Origin of the sequence: Allobosea eneae, assembly GCF_042657265.1 — a bacterium.
In the GTDB taxonomy this organism is placed as follows: Bacteria; Pseudomonadota; Alphaproteobacteria; order Rhizobiales; family Beijerinckiaceae; genus Allobosea; species Allobosea eneae.
This window is the reverse complement of the sequence record NZ_JBHSLW010000023.1, coordinates 1-18106: the sequence shown is the minus strand read 5'-3', so window position 1 is coordinate 18106 and position 18106 is coordinate 1. Positions and strand designations below refer to the sequence as shown.

Sequence of the window (18106 nt, the reverse complement as noted above, 5' to 3'; positions counted from 1 at the left end):
TTGCTGAGCTGGCGTCCTTCGCCACGAGGACCCCGGTGCCTATCACCTGATCTATGGCGACGAGGAGGGCTCGCCCGGCAGCCGGCTCTCCTTCTTCGCCTGGGTGAGCGCCGCCGTTAGCGTGCGCCCGAGCGGTTCCGAATACGTCTCCTTCGCGGTCATGCCGGAGGCGATCGACTGGTGGGAGACACGGCTCGGCGCCTGCAATGTGTCCTGCCGGCGCGCCAGCACGGCCGATGGGCGCCCCAGCCTGATGTTCGAGGACCCCGACCGGACGCCGCTGGCGCTGATCGGCTCGGACCTGATACCAGCGACGATCTGGTCGCCCCCGGATATCCCTGCGGCCCTTGCCGTTCGTGCGCTCCTCGGCGTCACCGTGAGCATGCGCGGCGCGGAGCTCATGGCCCGGATTTTGATGGAGGTCCTGGGCTTTGCCGAGATCGCGAGCGCAGGCGACCAGATCAGCTTCTCGGCTCATGGCGGCCCGGGCGGGCGACTGTGGCTCCACCGGCGGCGCGAGGAGCCGCGGCCCAGGCTCGGCGCCGGCATGATCCACCACGTCGCATTCCGCGCCAAGGACGAGGCTGATCTCGCGGCGATGGCAGAGATGCTGCAGGCGCGATTCGGCATCGCTCCGAGCCCCGTCAAGGACCGCTACTATTTCCGCTCGATCTATTTTCGCGGTCCGGACGGCATCCTGATCGAGATCTCGACCGACGGCCCGGGCTTCCTGATCGACGAGACCCGCGAGACTCTGGGAGCACGCCTGATCATCCCGCCGAGCCTGCAGGACCGGCAGGAGGAATTGCTGCGAATCCTGCCGCCGCTCGACCGGAGCTTCGCGGATCAAGGGGATAGCGAATTGGCGTGAGACAAGGGAAATGGCGGACAGGGCGGGATTCGAACCCGCGATACGGTTTCCCGTATACACACTTTCCAGGCGTGCGCCTTCAACCACTCGGCCACCTGTCCGGCGCGCTGCTTATGGCGTCCATGCGCGCGACTTTCAAGGCCTAAAGCCGCAGCTCAACAGGGTTGCGTGCGATTGTCCTTTGCCGTTGCAATGCGCAGGGCGAAGGGACACATCGGGTTCCACGGCCAGCGGGCGCCCGAGGCGCGGCGCGCCAGGCCCGGCGTTGCGGGGATCGGGGGACCAATTGCGCTTTCTCGTCAGAATGCTGGGTTATCTCCTTGTTGCCGGCGGATTCGTGGTGCTGCTCACTGACGGCGCCCGTTCGATCGCCAACTCGGCATTGCGATTCACGCCGCTGGGCGAGAGCTTGCTGACCTTCGTCGGCGAGCGCTTCCGACAGCTCCAGCCCGCCGTCGAGCGTAATCTCCACCCCATGCTGTGGGACCCTGTGCTGATCCATACGCTGCAACTGCCGACCGCCGCGGCCGGCCTGCTGCTCGGTTTCCTGCTGCTTTGGCTCGGCGCTGCTCCCAAGCCTCAGATCGGTATCGTCACGCGGCGCTGACTGCATCCGGCTTGGCCGCTCGAACGGCAGCGCAAGCGTAGTCGCCGCATTTTAAACACAATCTTGCGTGGCCGGCCCGACAAACGCACGGGATTTGTCCATTGGTGGCTTGATCGGCGGAGCAAAGCTTCAGAGACTTCCCGTTTCAACGGGAGGTTTTCCATGCAGTCCAAGATCTCGCGCCGCAGCGTTGCAGTTGTGCTGGGTTGCGGCGCCCTGGCACTTGCCGGTGCAGCGCTTGCCCAGGCCCCGGCCTTCTTCCGCATCGGCACCGGCGGCACGGCCGGCACCTATTACCCGATTGGCGGGCTGATCGCGAATGCGATCTCGACGCCGCCGCAACTGGTCTCGACCGCGGTCGCCAGCAACGGCTCGGTCGCCAATGTCAACGCCATCGTCGGTGGCGCCGCCGAATCCGGCTTCGTCCAGGCCGACGTCGCCTATTGGGCCTATTCCGGCACGGGTGTTTATGAGGGCAAGCCGAAGGTCGCCGAATTGCGCTCGATCGCCAATCTCTATCCGGAATCGGTCCATCTCGTCGTCCGCAAGGCGGCGAATGTGAAGAGCGTGGCCGATCTCAAGGGCAAGAAGGTCTCGCTCGACGAGCCGGGCTCGGGCACGCTGCTCAACGCCAAGGCGATCCTCGCCGCCTTCGGCGTCGGCGAGAAGGACATTTCGGCCGAGTACCTCAAGCCGAACCAGGCGGCCGAGAAGATGAAGGACGGCTCGGTCGACGCCTTCTTCTTCACCGGTGGCTATCCGGCGGCGGCGATTTCCGAGCTGGCTTCGACCGGCTCGGGCATCGCCATCCTGCCGATCACCGGCGCCGAGGCCGAGAAACTCGCCAAGGACTCGCCCTTCTTCGCCGCCGACGAGATCCCGGCCGGCACCTACAAGGATGTCGGCGCGGTCAAGACCGTCGCGGTCGGCGCCCATTGGGTGACTTCGGCGAAGATCTCTAACGACACCGTCTACGCCGTAACCAAGGCGCTGTGGAGCGACAAGACCCGCGCTGCGCTGGACGCCGGCCACGCCAAGGGCAAGGTCATCCGCAAGGAGACCGCGCTCTCCGGCCTGCAGGGCGTGCCGCTGCATCCGGGCGCCGAGAAGTTCTACAAGGAAGCGGGCCTGCTGAAGTGACGCCATAGGCGTCACGCTCGGGCCTGCCCCGAGCATCCCTGCCGACGATTCTCGGGCCGGCACCTCGTGCCGCCCGAGAATGGTTTCGCCTGCGCCCGAAGGCGCGACGTATTGAAAGTCCACCATGGCCAACCAGCCCTCCGCCGCCGAACTCGCCAGGCTCGAGGAAGAGCTCGATCCGGAAATGGCGTTCCGTAAGGTGCCGCATGGCACGGCGCTGATCGTCGGCGGATTGCTGCTCGCGCTTTCGGCCTTCCATTACTACACCGCCGGCTTCGGCCTGCTGCGCGAGACGACGCATCGCGGCATCCATCTGGCCTTCGTGCTCGGGCTGATCTTCCTGGTCTTCTCCGGCCGCAAGAGCGATGCCGGCACGGTGCACGCCTCGACATTCTGGCGCCCCGGCGGCGTGCCGCTTCATGACTGGATCTGCGCCGCCGCGGTCGCGGTCTCCAGTCTCTATGTCCCCTACATCTTCGAGGATCTGGTCTTCCGTGTCGGCAATCCTTCGACGCTCGACGTCGTCATGGGCACGATCACCATCGTCTTGATGATCGAGGCGACGCGCCGCGCCATCGGCTGGGGCCTGCCGCTGATCGCGCTCTTCGCCATGGTCTATGCGATCTTCGGTCCCTGGTTTCCCGGCATCTTCCTGCATCCGGGCGCGACCTGGTCGGTGCTGGTCAATCATCTCTATCTGACCAGCCAGGGCGTCTACGGCGTCGCGCTCGGCGTGGTCGCGACCTATGTCTTCCATTTCGTGCTGTTCGGCGTGCTGGCGACGCGCATCGGCCTCGGCCGGCTGTTCCTTGGCGTCGCTGCTGCCGTCGCCGGTCGTTTCGCCGGCGGGCCGGCCAAGGTCTCGATCTTCGGTTCGGCCCTGTTCGGCATGATCTCGGGCTCCTCGGTGGCGAACACCGTCACCGTGGGCTCGCTGACGATCCCGATGATGATCCGGCTCGGCTACCAGCGTCACTTTGCTGCTGCCGTCGAATCGACGGCCGCGACCGGCGGCCAGATCACCCCACCGATCATGGGCGCCGCCGCCTTCCTGATGGTCGAGTTCCTGAATCTGCCTTACGCGACGATCGTCATCGCCGCGGTGATCCCGGCCTTCATGCATTTCTTCGGCGTGCTGATGCAGGTGCATTTCGAGGCGCGGCGCAACGGCATGCGCGGCATGACCGATGCCGAGGCGCCCAAGCTGAAGGAGGTCTTCGCCCGCGACTGGCCGACGATCGCGCCGCTCTTCGGCCTGATCGTCGTGCTCTTCACTGGTTATACGCCCTATCTCGCCGCCTTCTGGGGCATCACCGGCTGCATGCTGGTCGGCCTCGCGCATTACCGCGCCGCTTCGGCGCTGGCCTTCGCCCTGGCGATAGGCATCGCCGCGCCGACCGAATTCCTGCGTGTGCCCGGCGTCAACGCCGCCTTCACGCTCGCCGCCTTCGCGGTCATGGCCCATGGCGTACTGCTGAAGTCGGCCGAGGGCCGCAAGCGCGTCAACGACATGGTCGACGCCTTCATCCTCGGCGCAAAATACGCCATCGGCGTCGGCGCCGCTGCGGCGACGGTCGGCATCATCGTCGGTGTCGTCACCCTGACCGGCGTCGGCTTCAAGATCTCCTGGATCGTGACTTCGCTCGCCGATCAATGGGCCAAGGGCGTGCTCGATCTCGTCCCGTTCCTGCCCTTCGACGTGAAGACCGCGACCCTGTTCTTCACGCTGCTGCTGACCGGCATCGTCTGCATCCTGCTCGGCTGCGGCGTGCCGACCACCGCGAACTACATCATTATGGTGACGGTGGCGGCGCCGGCGCTCGGCATGCTCGGCGTCAACCCGCTCGTCGCCCACTTCTTCGTCTTCTATTACGGCGTGCTCGCCGACGTGACGCCGCCGGTCGCGATCGCCGCCTATGCCGGGGCGAGCATGGCCGGCGCCGACCCGTTCAAGACCGGCAACACCGCCTTTCGGCTGGCGCTCGGCAAGGTGCTGGTGCCTTTCGTCTTCGTGTTCTCGCCCTCGATGCTGATCATGGTGCCGAGCTTCACCTGGACGGAACTGATCGGCTCGACTGCCGCCTGCCTCGCCAGCATCACCCTGCTTTCCGCCACGTTCTCGGGCTGGCTGCTGGCGCCGCTGGCGATGTGGGAGCGGGTGATCCTCGGCATCGCCGCGCTGCCGCTGATCCTGGCGACGCCGACGAGCGTGGCGATCGGGCTCGTCCTCGCAGCGCCGGTCTTGTTGCGGCAGGCGCTGGCGCGCAGGGCGGCGCTGATGGCGGCCTGACAGCCGCAACAAGGGCGGCCCGGAAGCCGCCCTTCTTCTCTGTTCGCTCTCAACCGATCGGGTTGATGTCGTTCACCAGCCTGAGCAGATCGGCCATGGTGAAGTCGCCGGCTTTGGCCGAGGGCAGGGTCGGCTTCCAGTCCTTCATCTGCCAGATATAGGATTGCGGATCGCCATGGACGAGGCCGACGAAGACCTCGGAGACGATGGTCGAGCCGACCGGTCCGAGCCGTTCGCCATTGCCACGAACCTGCGCTTCCTTGAGGATGTAGTACCAGAGCGGGGTCGCTTTATCGAGGCCCTCCTGCTTGGCGACCTGGCCGTCCGGCCCGCTGGCGATCTCGGCCGGGGTCAGCGGCTTCTTGATCTTCATATGCGCCGCCACGTCCTGGCCCGAGGGCAGGCCGAGCATGACGCCGCGCTTCAGATTGCGGAAGGCGAGGTTGCCGCCGCCGCCCGGCAGGTTGTGCAATTCCTCGACCAGGAACGGGTCGAGCTTGCGGGTATTGTTGAAGGCGAAGTCCGCCGTGCCGGCCGGCGTGCCGAGGTCGTAGAAGCGGCGCCAGTCGATGATCCAGTTGCTCGGCAGCACCGAGACCGGCAAGGGGCCGGTCGGCGGGTTGGGTGCTAGATTACCGATGATCTGCCCGGAAAGGCCGGTGAAGCCGAAGAGCAGGTTGAACCCGATATCCTGGAAGACCCGGTTGTGGCTGTAGGTCTGGCGGACCATGCTGTGGCCGAGTCGGTAGGCCGCCACCGAGAATTCGACCGGCATGTAGGGCGTGCGCTTGAAGCGGTAGAATTTGCGCCCGTCATGCAGAATCTTGGCGACGATGCCGGGCTCGGTCAGGCGCTCGACGAAATCGTGCAGCACCAGCCACTGGTAGTGCCAGGTGACGAGGCGACGCGCCTCGGCGAAGAGATCGGCCGGCGGCTTGGCGCCGGCGGCAAGGATGTCGCAGACCTTGTTGTGGAATTTCAAGAAGGCGAGGTGGGTCTGCGCCACCAGCAGGTTCTCGTCATTGCGATGGTCGCCGATCAGCGCCATGCCTTCGGGCGAGCGCGGCAGGTCGTTGCTGAAATCGCCGGTGACCCCGCCGAAGTCGACATTGATGTTCTTGCCGATCACGAATTTCGGGCCGCGCGCCTGAAATTGCGGGCCGCTGCGCTGGTAGAGATGCGGCGAGCCATCCGGCCCTAGCCCATACAGGCAGTCAAGGTCGAGCCCCGGCGTGCGGAAGTTCTCGATGCCGAGCGGATCCTTCTGCTTGTCGCCGAGCGAGGTCAGGTCGAGGGTGATGTCGTGATCGACGAATTGCCCGAGATAGGTGAAGCCAGCCGGGATCTTCGCATTGTCCTTGGCCGCGTCGGCCGAATCGGCGTCGAGCATCGCCTCCGACAGCGCCTTGAGCTTGGCATCGTTGACCGAGAGCGGCGGCAGCTTCGGGAACATCCGCCCGAACATGCCGGGATCGCGGTTGCCGGTGAGCGCATCGAGCACCTCGCGGGTGGGGTGGCGGCCGGCGACGCCGTGGCCGGGCGTGACCTTCACCGCATTAGTCTTGGCGGTCGTGGCCTTGAGCAGTTCGACCGGCAGGCTCGTGCCGGATTTGGTCACCGGAGGCAGAGTCATCGTCTCAGGCATGGAAATCTCCTGTCGCATTGGGCGCGATGCGCGCCTCAGGCGTTAAAAGATCGTTCCCCCAGTCCCCATGGCCTTACGTTATGAGTCGTGTCCCGTAGTTCCTCCTTTCTCAATAATTGTATAAAAACAGAGACAATTCGTCCAAGACCTATCTATAATGCGATTTTGTCGAATTTCTCTAATATGAACATCTTGGCTAAGCAAGTCAGTGTTAAACGGTTTATAAATGAAAACTATCAGGCAATGCAGACAAGTCATTTAAAACAAACAGAAATTGGTTATTTGCTGAAATATTCGGCGTGAACGCAGCGTCATGCGATGCTGGGTGATCGACTCGGTGAGTCAACAAAAGTTCCCTATATGTTCTTGCAACTCTGGCGCGCTTCCGTTAGCGTCATTGCACGGGGATGGGGTGCGCTCGGAATGGTGACGCGGGTTGCGACGGTGGCGTTCGAAGGCATCGAGGCGCGCGCCGTGGATGTCCAGGTCCAGGTCACGCCGGGCGGCGTCGCCTTCATCCTCGTCGGCCTGCCGGACAAGGCGGTCGGCGAGAGCAAGGAACGGGTGCGCGCTGCGCTGATCGCCTCGGGCCTGGCGCTGCCGGCCAAGCGCATCACCGTCAATCTCGCCCCGGCCGATCTGCCCAAGGAGGGCAGCCATTACGACCTGCCGATTGCGCTCGGCGTCATGGCGGCGATCGGCGCGATCCCGGCCGATGCGCTCGCCGGCTACACCGTGCTCGGCGAACTCGCCCTCGACGGCTCGATCACACCGGTCGCCGGCGTGCTGCCGGCTGCGATCGCGGCCTATGGTCGAGGGCAAGGGCTGATCTGCCCGGCCGCGAGCGGGCCGGAAGCGGCCTGGGCGGCCCGCGATCTCGACATCCTTGCGCCGCGCTCGCTGATCCAGCTCGCCAACCATTTCAAGGGCACGCAGGTGATGGCGCGGCCGCAGCCTGCCGTCGCCCGCCAGAGCGGGCCGCTGCCGGATCTGCGCGACATCAAGGGCCAGGAAAGCGCCAAGCGCGTGCTTGAGATCGCTGCCGCCGGCGGCCACAACCTCCTCATATTAACTGCATTATTGTCGTGGCCCATTAGCACTTCCTTTTCGCGAGCATGGCAATGTCTGGGACGATGGGACGATCGAGAACACGGGCGCAATCGGAGCCGGCCAAGCCGTGCGCGTATTCGTATGTGCGCTTCTCGACGCCGGAGCAGGCGCGCGGCGAGAGTTTCCGTCGCCAGATCGAAGCGGCGCGAACCTATGCGGCCAAGCACGGTCTTGTCCTCGACGAGAGTTTTCGCGACGAAGGTGTGTCGGCTTTCAAGGGCAAGCACCGCGATGAGCGGGCGGCGCTTGGGGCGTTCCTGAAACGCGTTGAGAGCGGCGATGTCGCCAAGGGATCTTACCTCCTGGTCGAAAGCCTCGATCGTCTTTCGCGTGAGGAGGTCGTCGATGCACTTGAGCTTTTCCTCGGACTGACCCGCAACGGCATTGTGATCGTCACGCTCACCGATCAGCGGGTCTATTCGCGGGCGAGTTTGCGCGCCGACCAGACGCAGCTGATCATCTCTATTGTCGTGATGTCGCGCGCGCATGAAGAGAGCGCGTTGAAGTCGAAGCGCGTCTCCGATGCCTGGGCGGCAAAACGGCAGCGCGCGGCCGACGACAAGCAGGCGATGACCGCGCGCTGTCCCGGTTGGCTCGAACTCGTCGGCGGCCCAAAGTCGGGGCAGTATGTCGAAATCCCCAAGCGGGTCGAGATCGTCCAGAAGATGTTCGCCGATACGATCGCCGGACTTGGCCGCCGCTCGATCCAGGCGACGCTGAATGCCGACGAAGTTCCGACCTGGGGGCATGGCAAAAAGAAGGGCCAGTACTGGCACGACAGCTACATTGCAAAAATTCTGGCGAACCCTGCAACCTTCGGGCGCTACGTTCCGCGCGGCAAGCTCGCCGGCGGCTCGGATGCCACCGCCGAAGCGCCAATTGATGGCTACTTCCCGGCGATCATCGACGAGGAGACCTTTTGGGCAGCGCAAGCCGCATCTAAGGCACGCGGCTTTGGCAAGGGCACTCCCGGCCGGCGTAAGAACCTTCTGTCGGGGCTGGTCCGCTGTGAAGCCTGCGGCAGCAATATGGTGTTCATCGACAAAGCTGCGCGTGGCGGCGGCCACAAGCTGCGCTGTGGCCGGGCGCATGCCAGCGCCGGCTGCGATCACCGCACGATGTATGATTACAAGAAAGTCGAACTTGCAGTCGTGTTCGGGCTCGGACAGCGCCGCAAGGGCTTAATCGACGCCGCGACCGATCGTCAGAGCCAAGCACAAGCTGCGCTATCTGCTGCCCAGGCGCGTCGCGAGGCCATCGAACGCCAGCTCGACAACCTGATCCAGTTGGTTCAGGCGTCGGGCGGCGGCAGTCGCCTCGGCAAGCAGGTGCAAGCGCTCGAGGCCGAGCTTGATGCGGCCGAGGCAGAGACCGTCAAGCTCGACCGTGCCCACCGGCAGTCACGGCCCGCCGGTATCGACGAAGCGGCAGCCGGGCTGAAGACGGTCTATGACAGCCTCAACGCCGACCCCGACGATCTCGCCATCCGCGCCGCCTTCCAGCAGCGGCTCAAGCTGCTGGTCAACCATGTCGTGCTCGGCACAACCGGGTTCGTTGCGACCCATAGCGACGGCTCGACCTCACGGACGAGTTTCGCTGGCCCGCGCCGCTGAGCAGCAGCACCGGTCAGTCGTCCTGGCGGCGCGTCGCGGAATCGGTCTTGTCGCGCAAGCCGGTCAACACGCCGATCCGGTGCCTGACCTTCGACCAGTGCCGTGTTGGCCGGTCGATCTCGATCAACCGCCCCGCTCGCTCGTCAGCAGCGAGCCCGCGCGCACTGTGATAGGCCGAGGGGCCGTACCGACTGATCAGGCTGCGCGCATCATCTTCGACGCGCTGCCGCTGCACTGCACGTCGTCGATGGCATCTGTCGATCCACTCTGATAGCCGTTTCCACATGGCGACGGTCGTCCGTATCTCGTTCTAAGCGATCATGGCGCGTCGCAAACAGCAGGTCGAGCGCCTCGCCGACCAGCGCTTCCAGCGTGGTCACCTCCCGTGCCGCCATCACCTTCAGACGGACATGAGTGTCGAGATCGACATGGACGGTCAGCGCCTTCCGGCCGCGCCGGCTCGGCGCGAGCGGTGACGCGCGCTCATGCGCCGTGGGGGTTGGGCCGGCTTGCGGCGTTGCCGTCTCCGCTGACGCCTCAGCCAATGGCTCGTGTTTTTCGGCCATGATCCCGGCCAGGGCGCTCGCGCGCTGCATGTCATTGTGTCCCAAGCCTGCGATGTCGATCGTTCCGACATCAGGCATGCCAGCATGTTGAGATTGCATAATGCCAATGATCTGCATTTTCAGCATCGCTATAAGCGGCGGAGCAAAATCGCTCACGGTAGCGGCGGGATAGTCCTGCCGCGGGCGGCGCAAAAGTGGTCTACCTACTTCCTTCCGCAAGGTGTGCGGGAAGGTTAGGGGATCTATACCGTGGAACTCTATCTGAAGGCCCGTGTCGCGTGCGCGGCTCGGCCCGACCATGGGGCGACCTGCCGGCGCGCGGTGGCGACGACCGATCGTTGGCTTGATGAGGACCAGCAGTTCCCGCACAAATACCGCCATACGACCAGGCATGTTTTGAACCGGCATCGTGAAGAGAGCGGAAATTGCGAAACTTTTAAGCATCCCATTATCTTAAATTCAAAAGAGTCAGTGTATTTAAGTTTCCTCAGATGAGGGCCTTTCGAATGCACTTCCCAGATTTCGACAATGCGTGGACCAATGACAGGAAGTATCATTGGGTTGCCAATGTGACGACAGCTTACTGCTTGCGGAATACGAGTCCCCAAAACCCTGATCCATTGTCAGCTCTGGAGAAAGTGCGTTTAGCCAGTCTCGAAGAGCGGTTTGATGAGGTCATGGAGCACGCTGGCGAAGCGGCCAAGGCTGAGCGCGAACAGCGCCAGACGATCGTCGACGAGCTAGCCGCATTATCGCCAGAGAAGAGAGCGGAACGGTTCGCACCGCACACGGCGACCTCCAGAGAGCTGCTTTCATATGTCGACCGCTACAATACGGCGTTCACGACGGACCCGGTTCGGATGCGTCCCTATTTCGACGCGTGCTGGGCAAGCATCTCCCAGAAGTTCATCGCGCCGCAGGAGTGATGGTCGGAAAGCGAGCCGACCTCTTCCTGCGCTTCCCGAGCGAGCGGCCAATTGATGACTGATCCCGCCGTTCCGTTTCGCGTTGCTTTGGCGGCTGCGGTCGGACTCCTCATAGCGGTTCTCGCTTTTCCGGCAGCGTTTGTGCTGACGCATGGCTTCGTGCTGGGCGGCTGGCCGGCAGGGCAGACCGACCCGCTGCGGTGGTTCGGGGCCATCTTAAATGGTGAGTTCCCCGCGATTGGCGCCTTCCTGCTGAACTTCCTCCGGGGGCGTGTTGATGCCTTGCCGCTGGGCGGGCTGGCCGCAAGCTGGACGGCGGTCGCCCTGATCGTCGGAAGCTCGGCCGCCATCATTTCGGGCGGCAAGCACGTCCCGTTGCGCGATCCCTCCGAGCAGTTCGGCAAGGCGCAATGGGCATCCTCGCGGGTGCTGCGCGCCATGAACAAGGGCCTCGAACTTGGCCTCAACCCTGACACCGGGCGCGCGGTGCGTGTCCGCGTGGAGGGTAATCTGGTCAGCATCGCGCCGCCTCGGTCAGGCAAGACCGGGTTATTGCTGGCAAACCTCGCCGTTCCCGAAGAGGGGGCCTGGACCGGCCCGGCTGTCGTGATCGACCCGAAGGGAACGGCCTATCTGGCGATGCGCGCCAGGCGCGAGGCTCTGGGACGGACAGTCCACTGCATCGATCCGCTCGGGATTGTCGGGGGTACTGCGCGCTGGAACCCGCTCCTGCATGTCGATCGCTCCGACACGACGGCACTGGTGAGCATGGCCCGCGCCCTGCTGCCCGCTCCCAAGAGCAGTTCGGAGGCCGGAACCTATTTCCGCGACCGCGCCAGCATCTTGATCGCGGCAGCGATCTTCGCGACCTTGTGTGACGCGAAGGCAGATGTCGGTGCTGCCGCCGATCTCATGCAGAATGTCGACGCTTTTACACGGGCGCTGGGTGCGGGCCGATCCCCTCTCGAACAGGAGGCGGCGGCGACCCTCGCGACGGAACCACGGGTTCGCGACCCGATCCTGTCGACGGCAGGACAGGGGTTGCAGTTCCTGCTGGACCAGCGGCTGCGCGCCGCGATGATCGACCACACGCTTGATCTGGTCGAGCTGATGCATGGCGACACCGATCTGTTCATCGTCACCCCGGCCGATGACCGGCGCGAGATCACGGCTCCCTATCTGCGCTGGTTGTTGTCGGATCTCTTTGTCACAATCCGCAAACATCGCCCGGCGAAGCGCGTCATGATCTTCATCGATGAAGCGTTTGTCCTCGGCCGCTTCGACGCCATCCTGAAAGGGGTCGGCGAGTTACCAGGATATGGCGCGAGCATCTGGACGTTCTGGCAAAGCCGCGCCCAGTTGCGGGAAGCCTATGGCGAGGACGGCGCCCGCACGATCATGGAAACCGCCGAAGTGGTGACGGTGTTCAATGTTCCGCGCCATAGCGGCGAGGAAGCCGAGCACTGGTCGCAAGCCCTTGGATCGTTCACGACGGTCGCCGTCTCATCTGCCCCAGGCCCGAACGGCAAGCCGCAGGAAACCCGCAGCGCAGCGACCCAGCGTCTGGTGACGCCAGACCAGATTGCGGAGCTGACCCGGACGAATGCAATCGTCTTCCTGACGGGAGCCGGTCACACGAGTGATCCGATCCTCGTCCGGAAAACCCAGCCGCATCGCGATGTGCGGTTTGCCGGGATGGCGGATTGGCAAAAGCCGGTCGGCGCGATCGATACGTGACGTTTCAGTTGGCGGGGTCAGCGCGGCGGAGCGGCCATTAACTCCAGAGGCACTTGCGCCCGCGCATAACCCTCCCGCGCCTGCCAGACCCGGATCGTCGCCTCTCGCTGATCGCGGCTGGTCACGACAACCGCTTGACCACGCGCCAAGGGTAGCCAACCAACGCTGCCATTTGACAGGATGCCCCGAACCTCGGTCGCGCGCGTCATGATCGCGCGCTGCCCGCCACTTCGGGCGGCAGCAACGCTGGTGCCCGCCACCATCACCACGAGCACTGCCATTTTCCAGTTCAGCAAGAACGCGAAATCCTTCGCAACCAGCGGGGTTTTCGGCGTTCGGGCAGATTTCCCCGACCGGGCGAGGAGCGACGCGAGCGAGCGGCGCAACTGTTCGCGCTCAGCCGGCTCCAGAGCGGCATCGTTCAGGGCTTCGAGCCGGGCATGCGCAGGCTGGCGCATCAGCTCGGCCAGGCGATGGCGGCTTGCGGCGGCAACATCGGCCTGCGCCGCGCTCGCAGCTTGCCGCGCTTCCGCCAGCCGGTCGCTTGGAGGCTTTCCAGGCCGCTTGCCAGTGCTCATCCGACCAGCCACTCGGCGGCGGGCTTGACGGCTTCCATCGCTTCCAGCCGGAAGCGGGTGAGGTCGCGACGGATGCGGGAGCCGAGCGCAAGCCCATGCCGCTCATTCAACTTGCCGGCATCGAGCCTGGGAATACTGGCGAGCCCGCCGGCCTGATAGAGGGCAACGGCCTGCTCTTCCATGACATGCTCGGCGAGCATGGTGAGAGCGGCGCCATCGGCGATCTTGCCGAGCGCCTTGCCATCGACCTCACCACGCACGCGGTTTTCGATCAGAAAGCGAGCCGAGGCGAACGGTTTTGCGATCTGCATCAGGCGCGGCGCCTCGGCGAGCGCTCCGGCTTCCGCCGTGGCGATGACGATGATCCCAATTTCGACAGCGGCCTCCTTGAGGTCCGGCGCGAGATCGGCCAGCAGCGCCAGCAAGGAGGCCGAGGTGTTGGCGCCGACATCGACGATGGTCGGCAAGCTCGCCTGCGTCATCGCGGCAATCAGCCCGTCGAACTCGGCGCGGGCAGCCCGCCCGCCGCTCTTCTCGATCGCGGCACGATCGGCCCGCATCGGGAAGAAGATGGCCCGGCCTTCCAGCTCGACCAGTCGGCGGCTGGCATCAACCTCGATCACCGGCGCCTCCGGCACGGCCTCGGCGAGCGCGCGGGAGATCAGCGACTTGCCGACGCCGCCCTTTTCCTGGGTGACGAGCAGAATTCGAGCCATGGTCAGTCCTTCTTGAGCAGGTCTTGCAGGGAAGCGAGCTGGTCGCGCCGAAGGTCTTCTTCGGTACGCGCCGGTTCGGAGGAGCGGGATTCCGGCATGACGAGATCGGACGCGAGCCCGAACTTCCTGACCGGCGGTTTCGGCAGGTCCGGGCGAGCCTGACGCTGCTCGGCCTTCGCCTCGCGACATTGCCGCTGACGGCGTACGCTGGCGATGAGGGCGGTGAGCTGGCGTCCGGTCAGAGCCTCGCCGTCGCCGCGCCGGATACCCTGCGCCGACAGGCTGGCGGCGATATCCACCCAGCTCGCTCCGGCAGCATGCAGGGCTTCCAACTGGGTCAGGTTCTCGCGCACGACGGCCATCGCGCCGGAGACAGCACGCCCGCCCGGACCAGAGCCCCCGGGGCGGTCACGGCGGCGGCGATCGAGGTCGCGGGAGAGCTTGGCAAGATCGAGCTTCGGCACGATCGCCATCTAGCATGCTAGGGATTGCCGGATGATCAACCGGACCCATCGAATGCGATGGAGTACAACAGGGGGCTGTTAAGGGCAGCGCTGGGCTGCAATCGGCAACAGGAAAGGCAACCGGAAGGCAACAAGGGTAGGGATATCACACCCCACGCACTGAAGATGCTATTCGGTAACCGCAGCGCCCGAAACGCCCCTCAGGGCCTTGCCGAGCGTCATCGACGCGCTCACGCTGTCTGATATCCCTTCGTGTCAGGATTCGCCGCTGATGGCCAGCCCGCCCGTCTCGCTCACCCTGTCTCTCCCGCCCGAACTGGCCTCGACCCTAAAGGCAGCGGCCTCGCAGCGCGGCTGGACGCCGGAGAGCCTGGCGGCCGATTGCATCGCCCAGTCGCTGGAGGTTGCGATCCGGCATCGCGTCGCACTGGAACGCATCGATCAGGTCGATGCCGCCCTGCTCGAGCTGGCCAAAGCCGTCTCGGCCGTCGAGGAGGCCGGAGCCCCGATCGACCTTTCGGAATTCTGCCGCTACCGGCACGGCGGATGACCGCCTCGCCTCATCGGCTCGGGGCTGGACCGGAAGCCGGCAACTACTACACCAAAGACAGCGCCCGCGAAGCCCGGCCGGACCGGCGTGACGAGTATTATGCGAAAGACGGTGATGGCGTCTGGTGGTCGACGGGCGAGACGATCGTGCGCAATGGCGCGGCGATCGATCGTCAATCGTTCCGCGATCTCTGCGCCGGCATCGATCCACGGACCGGCAACGCGCTGGTGAGAGGCGCAGGCGCTTCCCATAACGCCGGAACCGATATCGTGATGACGCCGGGCAAAAGCGTATCGGTGCTGTGGATGGCCGGCGATCCACAGCAGCGAGAGATCATCGAGGCCGCGCATCGCAATGCGGTTTCGCGGGCGCTGCAATTGATCGTCGACGAGGAGATGGTCGTCGTGCGCTCAGGCGCCGGCGGGGCCATCCGGCACAAGCCGGCAGATCTGATCGTCGGCCGGTTCGATCATTTTACGACCCGAGAGGGAGACCCCAACTGCCATACCCATTGCGTCGTGATGAATGTGGCCGGAGTCCCCGCCGAGGCGCTTTCGGGGCGCTATCGCTACAAGCACCTCACGACGGACCCTGAGCAGGTTTTTAAACTCCAGCGCATGATCGGCGCGGCCTACCGGGCCGAGTTGGCAGCGGAACTCGCGCAGCATCTGGGTGTGCGGTTTCGCGAGGCCGGTCAGGGCCAATGGGAGATCGCCGGAATCAGCCAGGAGCTTCTGGACCGCTTTTCCAAACGCTCGGCGCAAATCGAAGACTATGCCGGATCGGGAGCCAGTCCCGCTCAGCGCGAGATCGCGGCCCTTGCCACCCGTAAGGGCAAGGATCAGGTTCCCACAGGCGACGAACTGGAGGCGCGCTGGCGAGCGGAGCTTGCTGCCCTCGCTGTCGATCCCTGGCAGCAGATGCGGGCTCCGGCCAGCGAGATCGAGCGCACCGCGTCCGGGCCGGAGATCGACCCGCCAGAACTTCCCGGAGAGGGGCCTGTCGCCCGCGCCGCATCCGAGCTGTTCCGCCACGAGAGCGTGATCGAGCGGAAAGACCTCCTTCAACGCGCCTTTGAACTGGCAGGGTTGGCGGGGCTCAGTCCGGATACCGTCGCGGCCGAGCTTGCCGCCTTGCAGGATGACGGCAGGCTCTTGCGGCTCGATGATGAGGCTCGGCCGCAACGCTGGACTACGCCAGCAATCGCAGCCTGCGAGGCCGCGACGCTGCGCTCGGCCGAGCGGCCGGACGAACGCGACTGGCTCGCAGAGGCTGCCGTTGATGCCGCTCTGACCGCAGCCCCTCACCTCTCCGGGGAGCAGCGGGACGCGGTTCGTTCGGTCGCGAGCCGTGACGGCGTTGTCCTGATCGAAGCCGGAGCGGGGACCGGCAAGACGACCACCGCGCGGGCGCTGGTCGACGCGGCCCATCGTTCGGGCCTGAAGGTCGTTGGCCTCTCGCCATCCTGGGTTGCCGCCGATGAGCTGGCCGCATCCACCGGTATCGCGGCGCAGGCCATCGCGCGCTGGCGCCATGATCGGGCTCATGGTGGAGGCCCACCGCTTGACGACCAGACACTGGTGATCCTCGACGAGGCCGGCATGGTCGGCACGCGCGACATGGAGGCCGTGCTGACGGCGGCGCGCGATGCCGGCTCCAAGGTCGTGCTGGTCGGCGATCGTCGGCAGCTTGCTTCTGTGGCCGGGGCAAGCGCCCTCAGGGCCGTCGCGGATATGATCGCCCGCTCCGCCGCGATGACGGAGGTTCGACGCCAGGAGGTGGACTGGCAGAAGGCTGCCACCGTCGTGATGGCGCGTGGGGATTCCGAAGCGGGCCTGCGCGCCTACGCGATGCATGATCGGCTGGAACTGGTCTCCGGCAGCGAGGCCGCGCAGGAACGCACGATCGCGGCATGGCGGGAACTCCGGCAGGCCTACGGCGATGACGTGCTGATCGTGACCCGGCGCAATGATGATGCTGCCGATCTGAACCGTAAGGCACGCGAATTGCTGAAGCAGGACGGGCGGCTTGGGCCGGACGCCATCGCGTTGCCATCGATCGACCGCGCCGACAAGCCGGTGAGGCTCGCGCTCGCGATCGGCGACCGACTCCGGTTCGGCGAGACCTTACCGGAGCACGGCATCCGCAACGGCAACCGTGCGACGGTGCGGGCGATCGTCCTGACGGAATCAGAAACGCCCCGCGTCACGCTCGATCTCGACGACGGGCGCAGCCTTGAGGTGAAGTGGCGCGAGCTGGCGCGGGAGCCCCGCTATGGGCGCAAGCGGACGCCGCCTCGCATCGTGCATGCTTACGCGGGCACGGCGCATTCGGTGCAGGGGCGCTCGGCGGCGGCATCGGTCGTCCACATCGCTCGTGAAACGGACGCACGCGAGGTCTATGTCGGCCTCAGCCGGCATCGCCATGACACCCGCATCATCGTCGAGCGCGATAGGCTCGATGCGCTTTGCCGGCAGCGCCAGGCCGATCCGCGCCTTCCGGCTAGCAATACGGCGGTTCAGGAAAGGCTGTTCGCAGAGGCGGCACGCTATCGCGACAAGGCCAATGTGATCGAACATGTTGCCGACAGGGAGGCGTTCCTGCGGCGTGGAGATGTTCGGCTGGCACAGGTCGAACGAGGGCGTACAACCAGTACGCTACTGGCGTCGCGTCTTTTGCGCGACGCGATGCGCTGGCTTAAGCGTTCTTCGCACGCCTTGACCCGACTTAGCGTTGCTCTCTCCGTCCAGCGTGACGGGACGGTTCAAGCGAGAACGGGAGAGACATTGGCGAGGCGGATCGAAGGCCTGTTGCGCCCAGGGCGGGAGAGGAGCCGCCAGCCTCGACCTGATAGGGATCACTCGCCTGAACGGTGAGATTGCAGATAAGGACACTTGTTTACGATGCCCCATGGGGGGCGCCCAGGCAGCCTTGGCCGGAATAGCCTCATGCAGGAAGGCGGTCATCTCGCCTACCTGCATCGACCTGGCGAAGAAGTAGCTCTGCGCTTGGGTGGCGCCGGCCTAGCGCAACTCATTCAATTACTCCAGGTGTTGTTGTTCGCCGTCAGCCAACGGTCCTGCATATTCCCGATGTACGACGGCTCAAGTTCGCGCCAGGGCGGCACGAGACTTGATCGTAGCGGCCGGGGCGAGGACGGCCCTCATCGAGCGGAGCTCGCCGTGGGAGAATGGCTAAGAGCCCGTCCCGAAAGGGTTGAGCGACTGGGGCACTCGTGATTCCAAGGGGTTGTTCAGGCCATCTTGGAGCGAGCGATGTGGACCCCAGCCACT

General features: G+C 65.1%; 14 protein-coding genes, 1 tRNA gene and 1 pseudogene. 10 read left to right on the top strand and 6 right to left on the bottom strand.

All coding sequences use genetic code 11. From position 1 onward, the window contains the following. Positions 1–103: 103 nt before the first annotated feature. The gene (locus ACFPOB_RS15250; RefSeq protein WP_377799272.1) at positions 104–871 is read left to right on the top strand and encodes a VOC family protein; all 768 of its coding nucleotides are present in this window, start codon (positions 104–106) and stop codon (positions 869–871) included. Between the two features lie 11 nt (positions 872–882). Here the strand turns inward: ACFPOB_RS15250 and ACFPOB_RS15245 are convergent. Then, positions 883–972 (bottom strand) — tRNA-Ser (locus tag ACFPOB_RS15245). Positions 973–1157: 185 nt separating this feature from the next. On the opposite strand from ACFPOB_RS15245, the gene ACFPOB_RS15240 reads away from it, so the two are divergent. The 3 genes from ACFPOB_RS15240 to ACFPOB_RS15230 all read left to right on the top strand — a co-directional run bounded on the left by ACFPOB_RS15240 (position 1158) and on the right by ACFPOB_RS15230 (position 4908). Beyond that, the gene (locus ACFPOB_RS15240; RefSeq protein ID WP_377799271.1) at positions 1158–1478 is read left to right on the top strand and encodes a hypothetical protein; all 321 of its coding nucleotides are present in this window, start codon (positions 1158–1160) and stop codon (positions 1476–1478) included. Positions 1479–1640: 162 nt separating this feature from the next. Next, positions 1641–2618 carry a TAXI family TRAP transporter solute-binding subunit gene (locus ACFPOB_RS15235; RefSeq protein WP_377799270.1) on the top strand — a complete coding sequence of 326 codons (978 nt, stop codon included), beginning with the start codon at positions 1641–1643 and terminating at the stop codon, positions 2616–2618. A 124-nt stretch (positions 2619–2742) separates the two neighbouring features. Then, positions 2743–4908, top strand: coding sequence for a TRAP transporter permease (locus ACFPOB_RS15230; RefSeq protein ID WP_377799269.1), 2166 nt, complete (start codon positions 2743–2745; stop codon positions 4906–4908). Positions 4909–4957: 49 nt separating this feature from the next. On the opposite strand, the gene ACFPOB_RS15225 is transcribed toward ACFPOB_RS15230, so the two are convergent. Continuing rightward, positions 4958–6553: a peroxidase family protein gene (locus tag ACFPOB_RS15225; protein ID WP_377799268.1), complete on the bottom strand. Its 1596-nt coding sequence runs from the start codon at positions 6551–6553 to the stop codon at positions 4958–4960. 423 nt (positions 6554–6976) lie between these two features. On the opposite strand from ACFPOB_RS15225, the pseudogene ACFPOB_RS15220 reads away from it, so the two are divergent. After that, a pseudogene (locus tag ACFPOB_RS15220) lies at positions 6977–7621 on the top strand (magnesium chelatase domain-containing protein); the annotation flags it as partial. Positions 7622–7746: 125 nt separating this feature from the next. Then, positions 7747–9276, top strand: a complete 1530-nt coding sequence (locus tag ACFPOB_RS15215) for a recombinase family protein (protein WP_377799267.1) — start codon at positions 7747–7749, stop codon at positions 9274–9276. 209 nt (positions 9277–9485) lie between these two features. On the opposite strand, the gene ACFPOB_RS15210 is transcribed toward ACFPOB_RS15215, so the two are convergent. After that, positions 9486–10286, bottom strand: a complete 801-nt coding sequence (locus ACFPOB_RS15210) for a ribbon-helix-helix domain-containing protein (RefSeq protein ID WP_377799266.1) — start codon at positions 10284–10286, stop codon at positions 9486–9488. A gap of 62 nt (positions 10287–10348) precedes the next feature. Here ACFPOB_RS15210 and ACFPOB_RS15205 point away from each other — a divergent pair, with 62 nt between their 5' ends. Continuing rightward, on the top strand, positions 10349–10768 hold the full coding sequence (locus ACFPOB_RS15205) for a hypothetical protein (protein ID WP_377799265.1): 420 nt from the start codon (positions 10349–10351) through the stop codon (positions 10766–10768). Positions 10769–10822: 54 nt separating this feature from the next. After that, positions 10823–12505, top strand: a complete 1683-nt coding sequence (locus ACFPOB_RS15200) for a type IV secretory system conjugative DNA transfer family protein (RefSeq protein WP_377799264.1) — start codon at positions 10823–10825, stop codon at positions 12503–12505. Between the two features lie 17 nt (positions 12506–12522). Here ACFPOB_RS15200 and ACFPOB_RS15195 read toward each other — a convergent pair whose 3' ends face one another. The 3 genes from ACFPOB_RS15195 to ACFPOB_RS15185 are packed head-to-tail and all read right to left on the bottom strand — an operon-like array spanning position 12523 to position 14272. Then, a complete protein-coding gene (locus ACFPOB_RS15195) occupies positions 12523–13083 on the bottom strand; it encodes a hypothetical protein (RefSeq protein ID WP_377799263.1) in 561 nt (186 codons plus the stop codon). Further along, positions 13080–13799, bottom strand: coding sequence for a P-loop NTPase family protein (locus ACFPOB_RS15190; RefSeq protein WP_377799262.1), 720 nt, complete (start codon positions 13797–13799; stop codon positions 13080–13082). The genes ACFPOB_RS15195 and ACFPOB_RS15190 overlap by 4 nt, the downstream gene beginning before the upstream one ends. Positions 13800–13801: 2 nt before the next feature. Further along, positions 13802–14272, bottom strand: coding sequence for a hypothetical protein (locus ACFPOB_RS15185; RefSeq protein WP_377799261.1), 471 nt, complete (start codon positions 14270–14272; stop codon positions 13802–13804). A 262-nt stretch (positions 14273–14534) separates the two neighbouring features. On the opposite strand from ACFPOB_RS15185, the gene ACFPOB_RS15180 reads away from it, so the two are divergent. Then, a complete protein-coding gene (locus ACFPOB_RS15180; protein WP_092162644.1) occupies positions 14535–14813 on the top strand; it encodes a hypothetical protein in 279 nt (92 codons plus the stop codon). Next, positions 14810–17689 carry a MobF family relaxase gene (gene mobF / locus ACFPOB_RS15175; protein WP_377799260.1) on the top strand — a complete coding sequence of 960 codons (2880 nt, stop codon included), beginning with the start codon at positions 14810–14812 and terminating at the stop codon, positions 17687–17689. The genes ACFPOB_RS15180 and mobF overlap by 4 nt, the downstream gene beginning before the upstream one ends. Positions 17690–18106 lie beyond the last annotated feature (417 nt).

Bases quoted from the DNA above. Each gene is read 5' to 3' on its own strand.
- ACFPOB_RS15235 (WP_377799270.1), top strand. From the start codon at position 1,641: ATGCAGTCCAAGATCTCGCGCCGCAGCGTTGCAGTTGTGCTGGGTTGC.
- ACFPOB_RS15230 (WP_377799269.1), top strand. From the start codon at position 2,743: ATGGCCAACCAGCCCTCCGCCGCCGAACTCGCCAGGCTCGAGGAAGAG.
- ACFPOB_RS15225 (WP_377799268.1), bottom strand. From the start codon at position 6,553: ATGCCTGAGACGATGACTCTGCCTCCGGTGACCAAATCCGGCACGAGC.
- ACFPOB_RS15210 (WP_377799266.1), bottom strand. From the start codon at position 10,286: ATGCTTAAAAGTTTCGCAATTTCCGCTCTCTTCACGATGCCGGTTCAA.
- ACFPOB_RS15205 (WP_377799265.1), top strand. From the start codon at position 10,349: ATGCACTTCCCAGATTTCGACAATGCGTGGACCAATGACAGGAAGTAT.
- ACFPOB_RS15200 (WP_377799264.1), top strand. From the start codon at position 10,823: ATGACTGATCCCGCCGTTCCGTTTCGCGTTGCTTTGGCGGCTGCGGTC.
- ACFPOB_RS15195 (WP_377799263.1), bottom strand. From the start codon at position 13,083: ATGAGCACTGGCAAGCGGCCTGGAAAGCCTCCAAGCGACCGGCTGGCG.
- ACFPOB_RS15190 (WP_377799262.1), bottom strand. From the start codon at position 13,799: ATGGCTCGAATTCTGCTCGTCACCCAGGAAAAGGGCGGCGTCGGCAAG.
- ACFPOB_RS15185 (WP_377799261.1), bottom strand. From the start codon at position 14,272: ATGGCGATCGTGCCGAAGCTCGATCTTGCCAAGCTCTCCCGCGACCTC.
- ACFPOB_RS15180 (WP_092162644.1), top strand. From the start codon at position 14,535: ATGGCCAGCCCGCCCGTCTCGCTCACCCTGTCTCTCCCGCCCGAACTG.
- mobF (WP_377799260.1), top strand. From the start codon at position 14,810: ATGACCGCCTCGCCTCATCGGCTCGGGGCTGGACCGGAAGCCGGCAAC.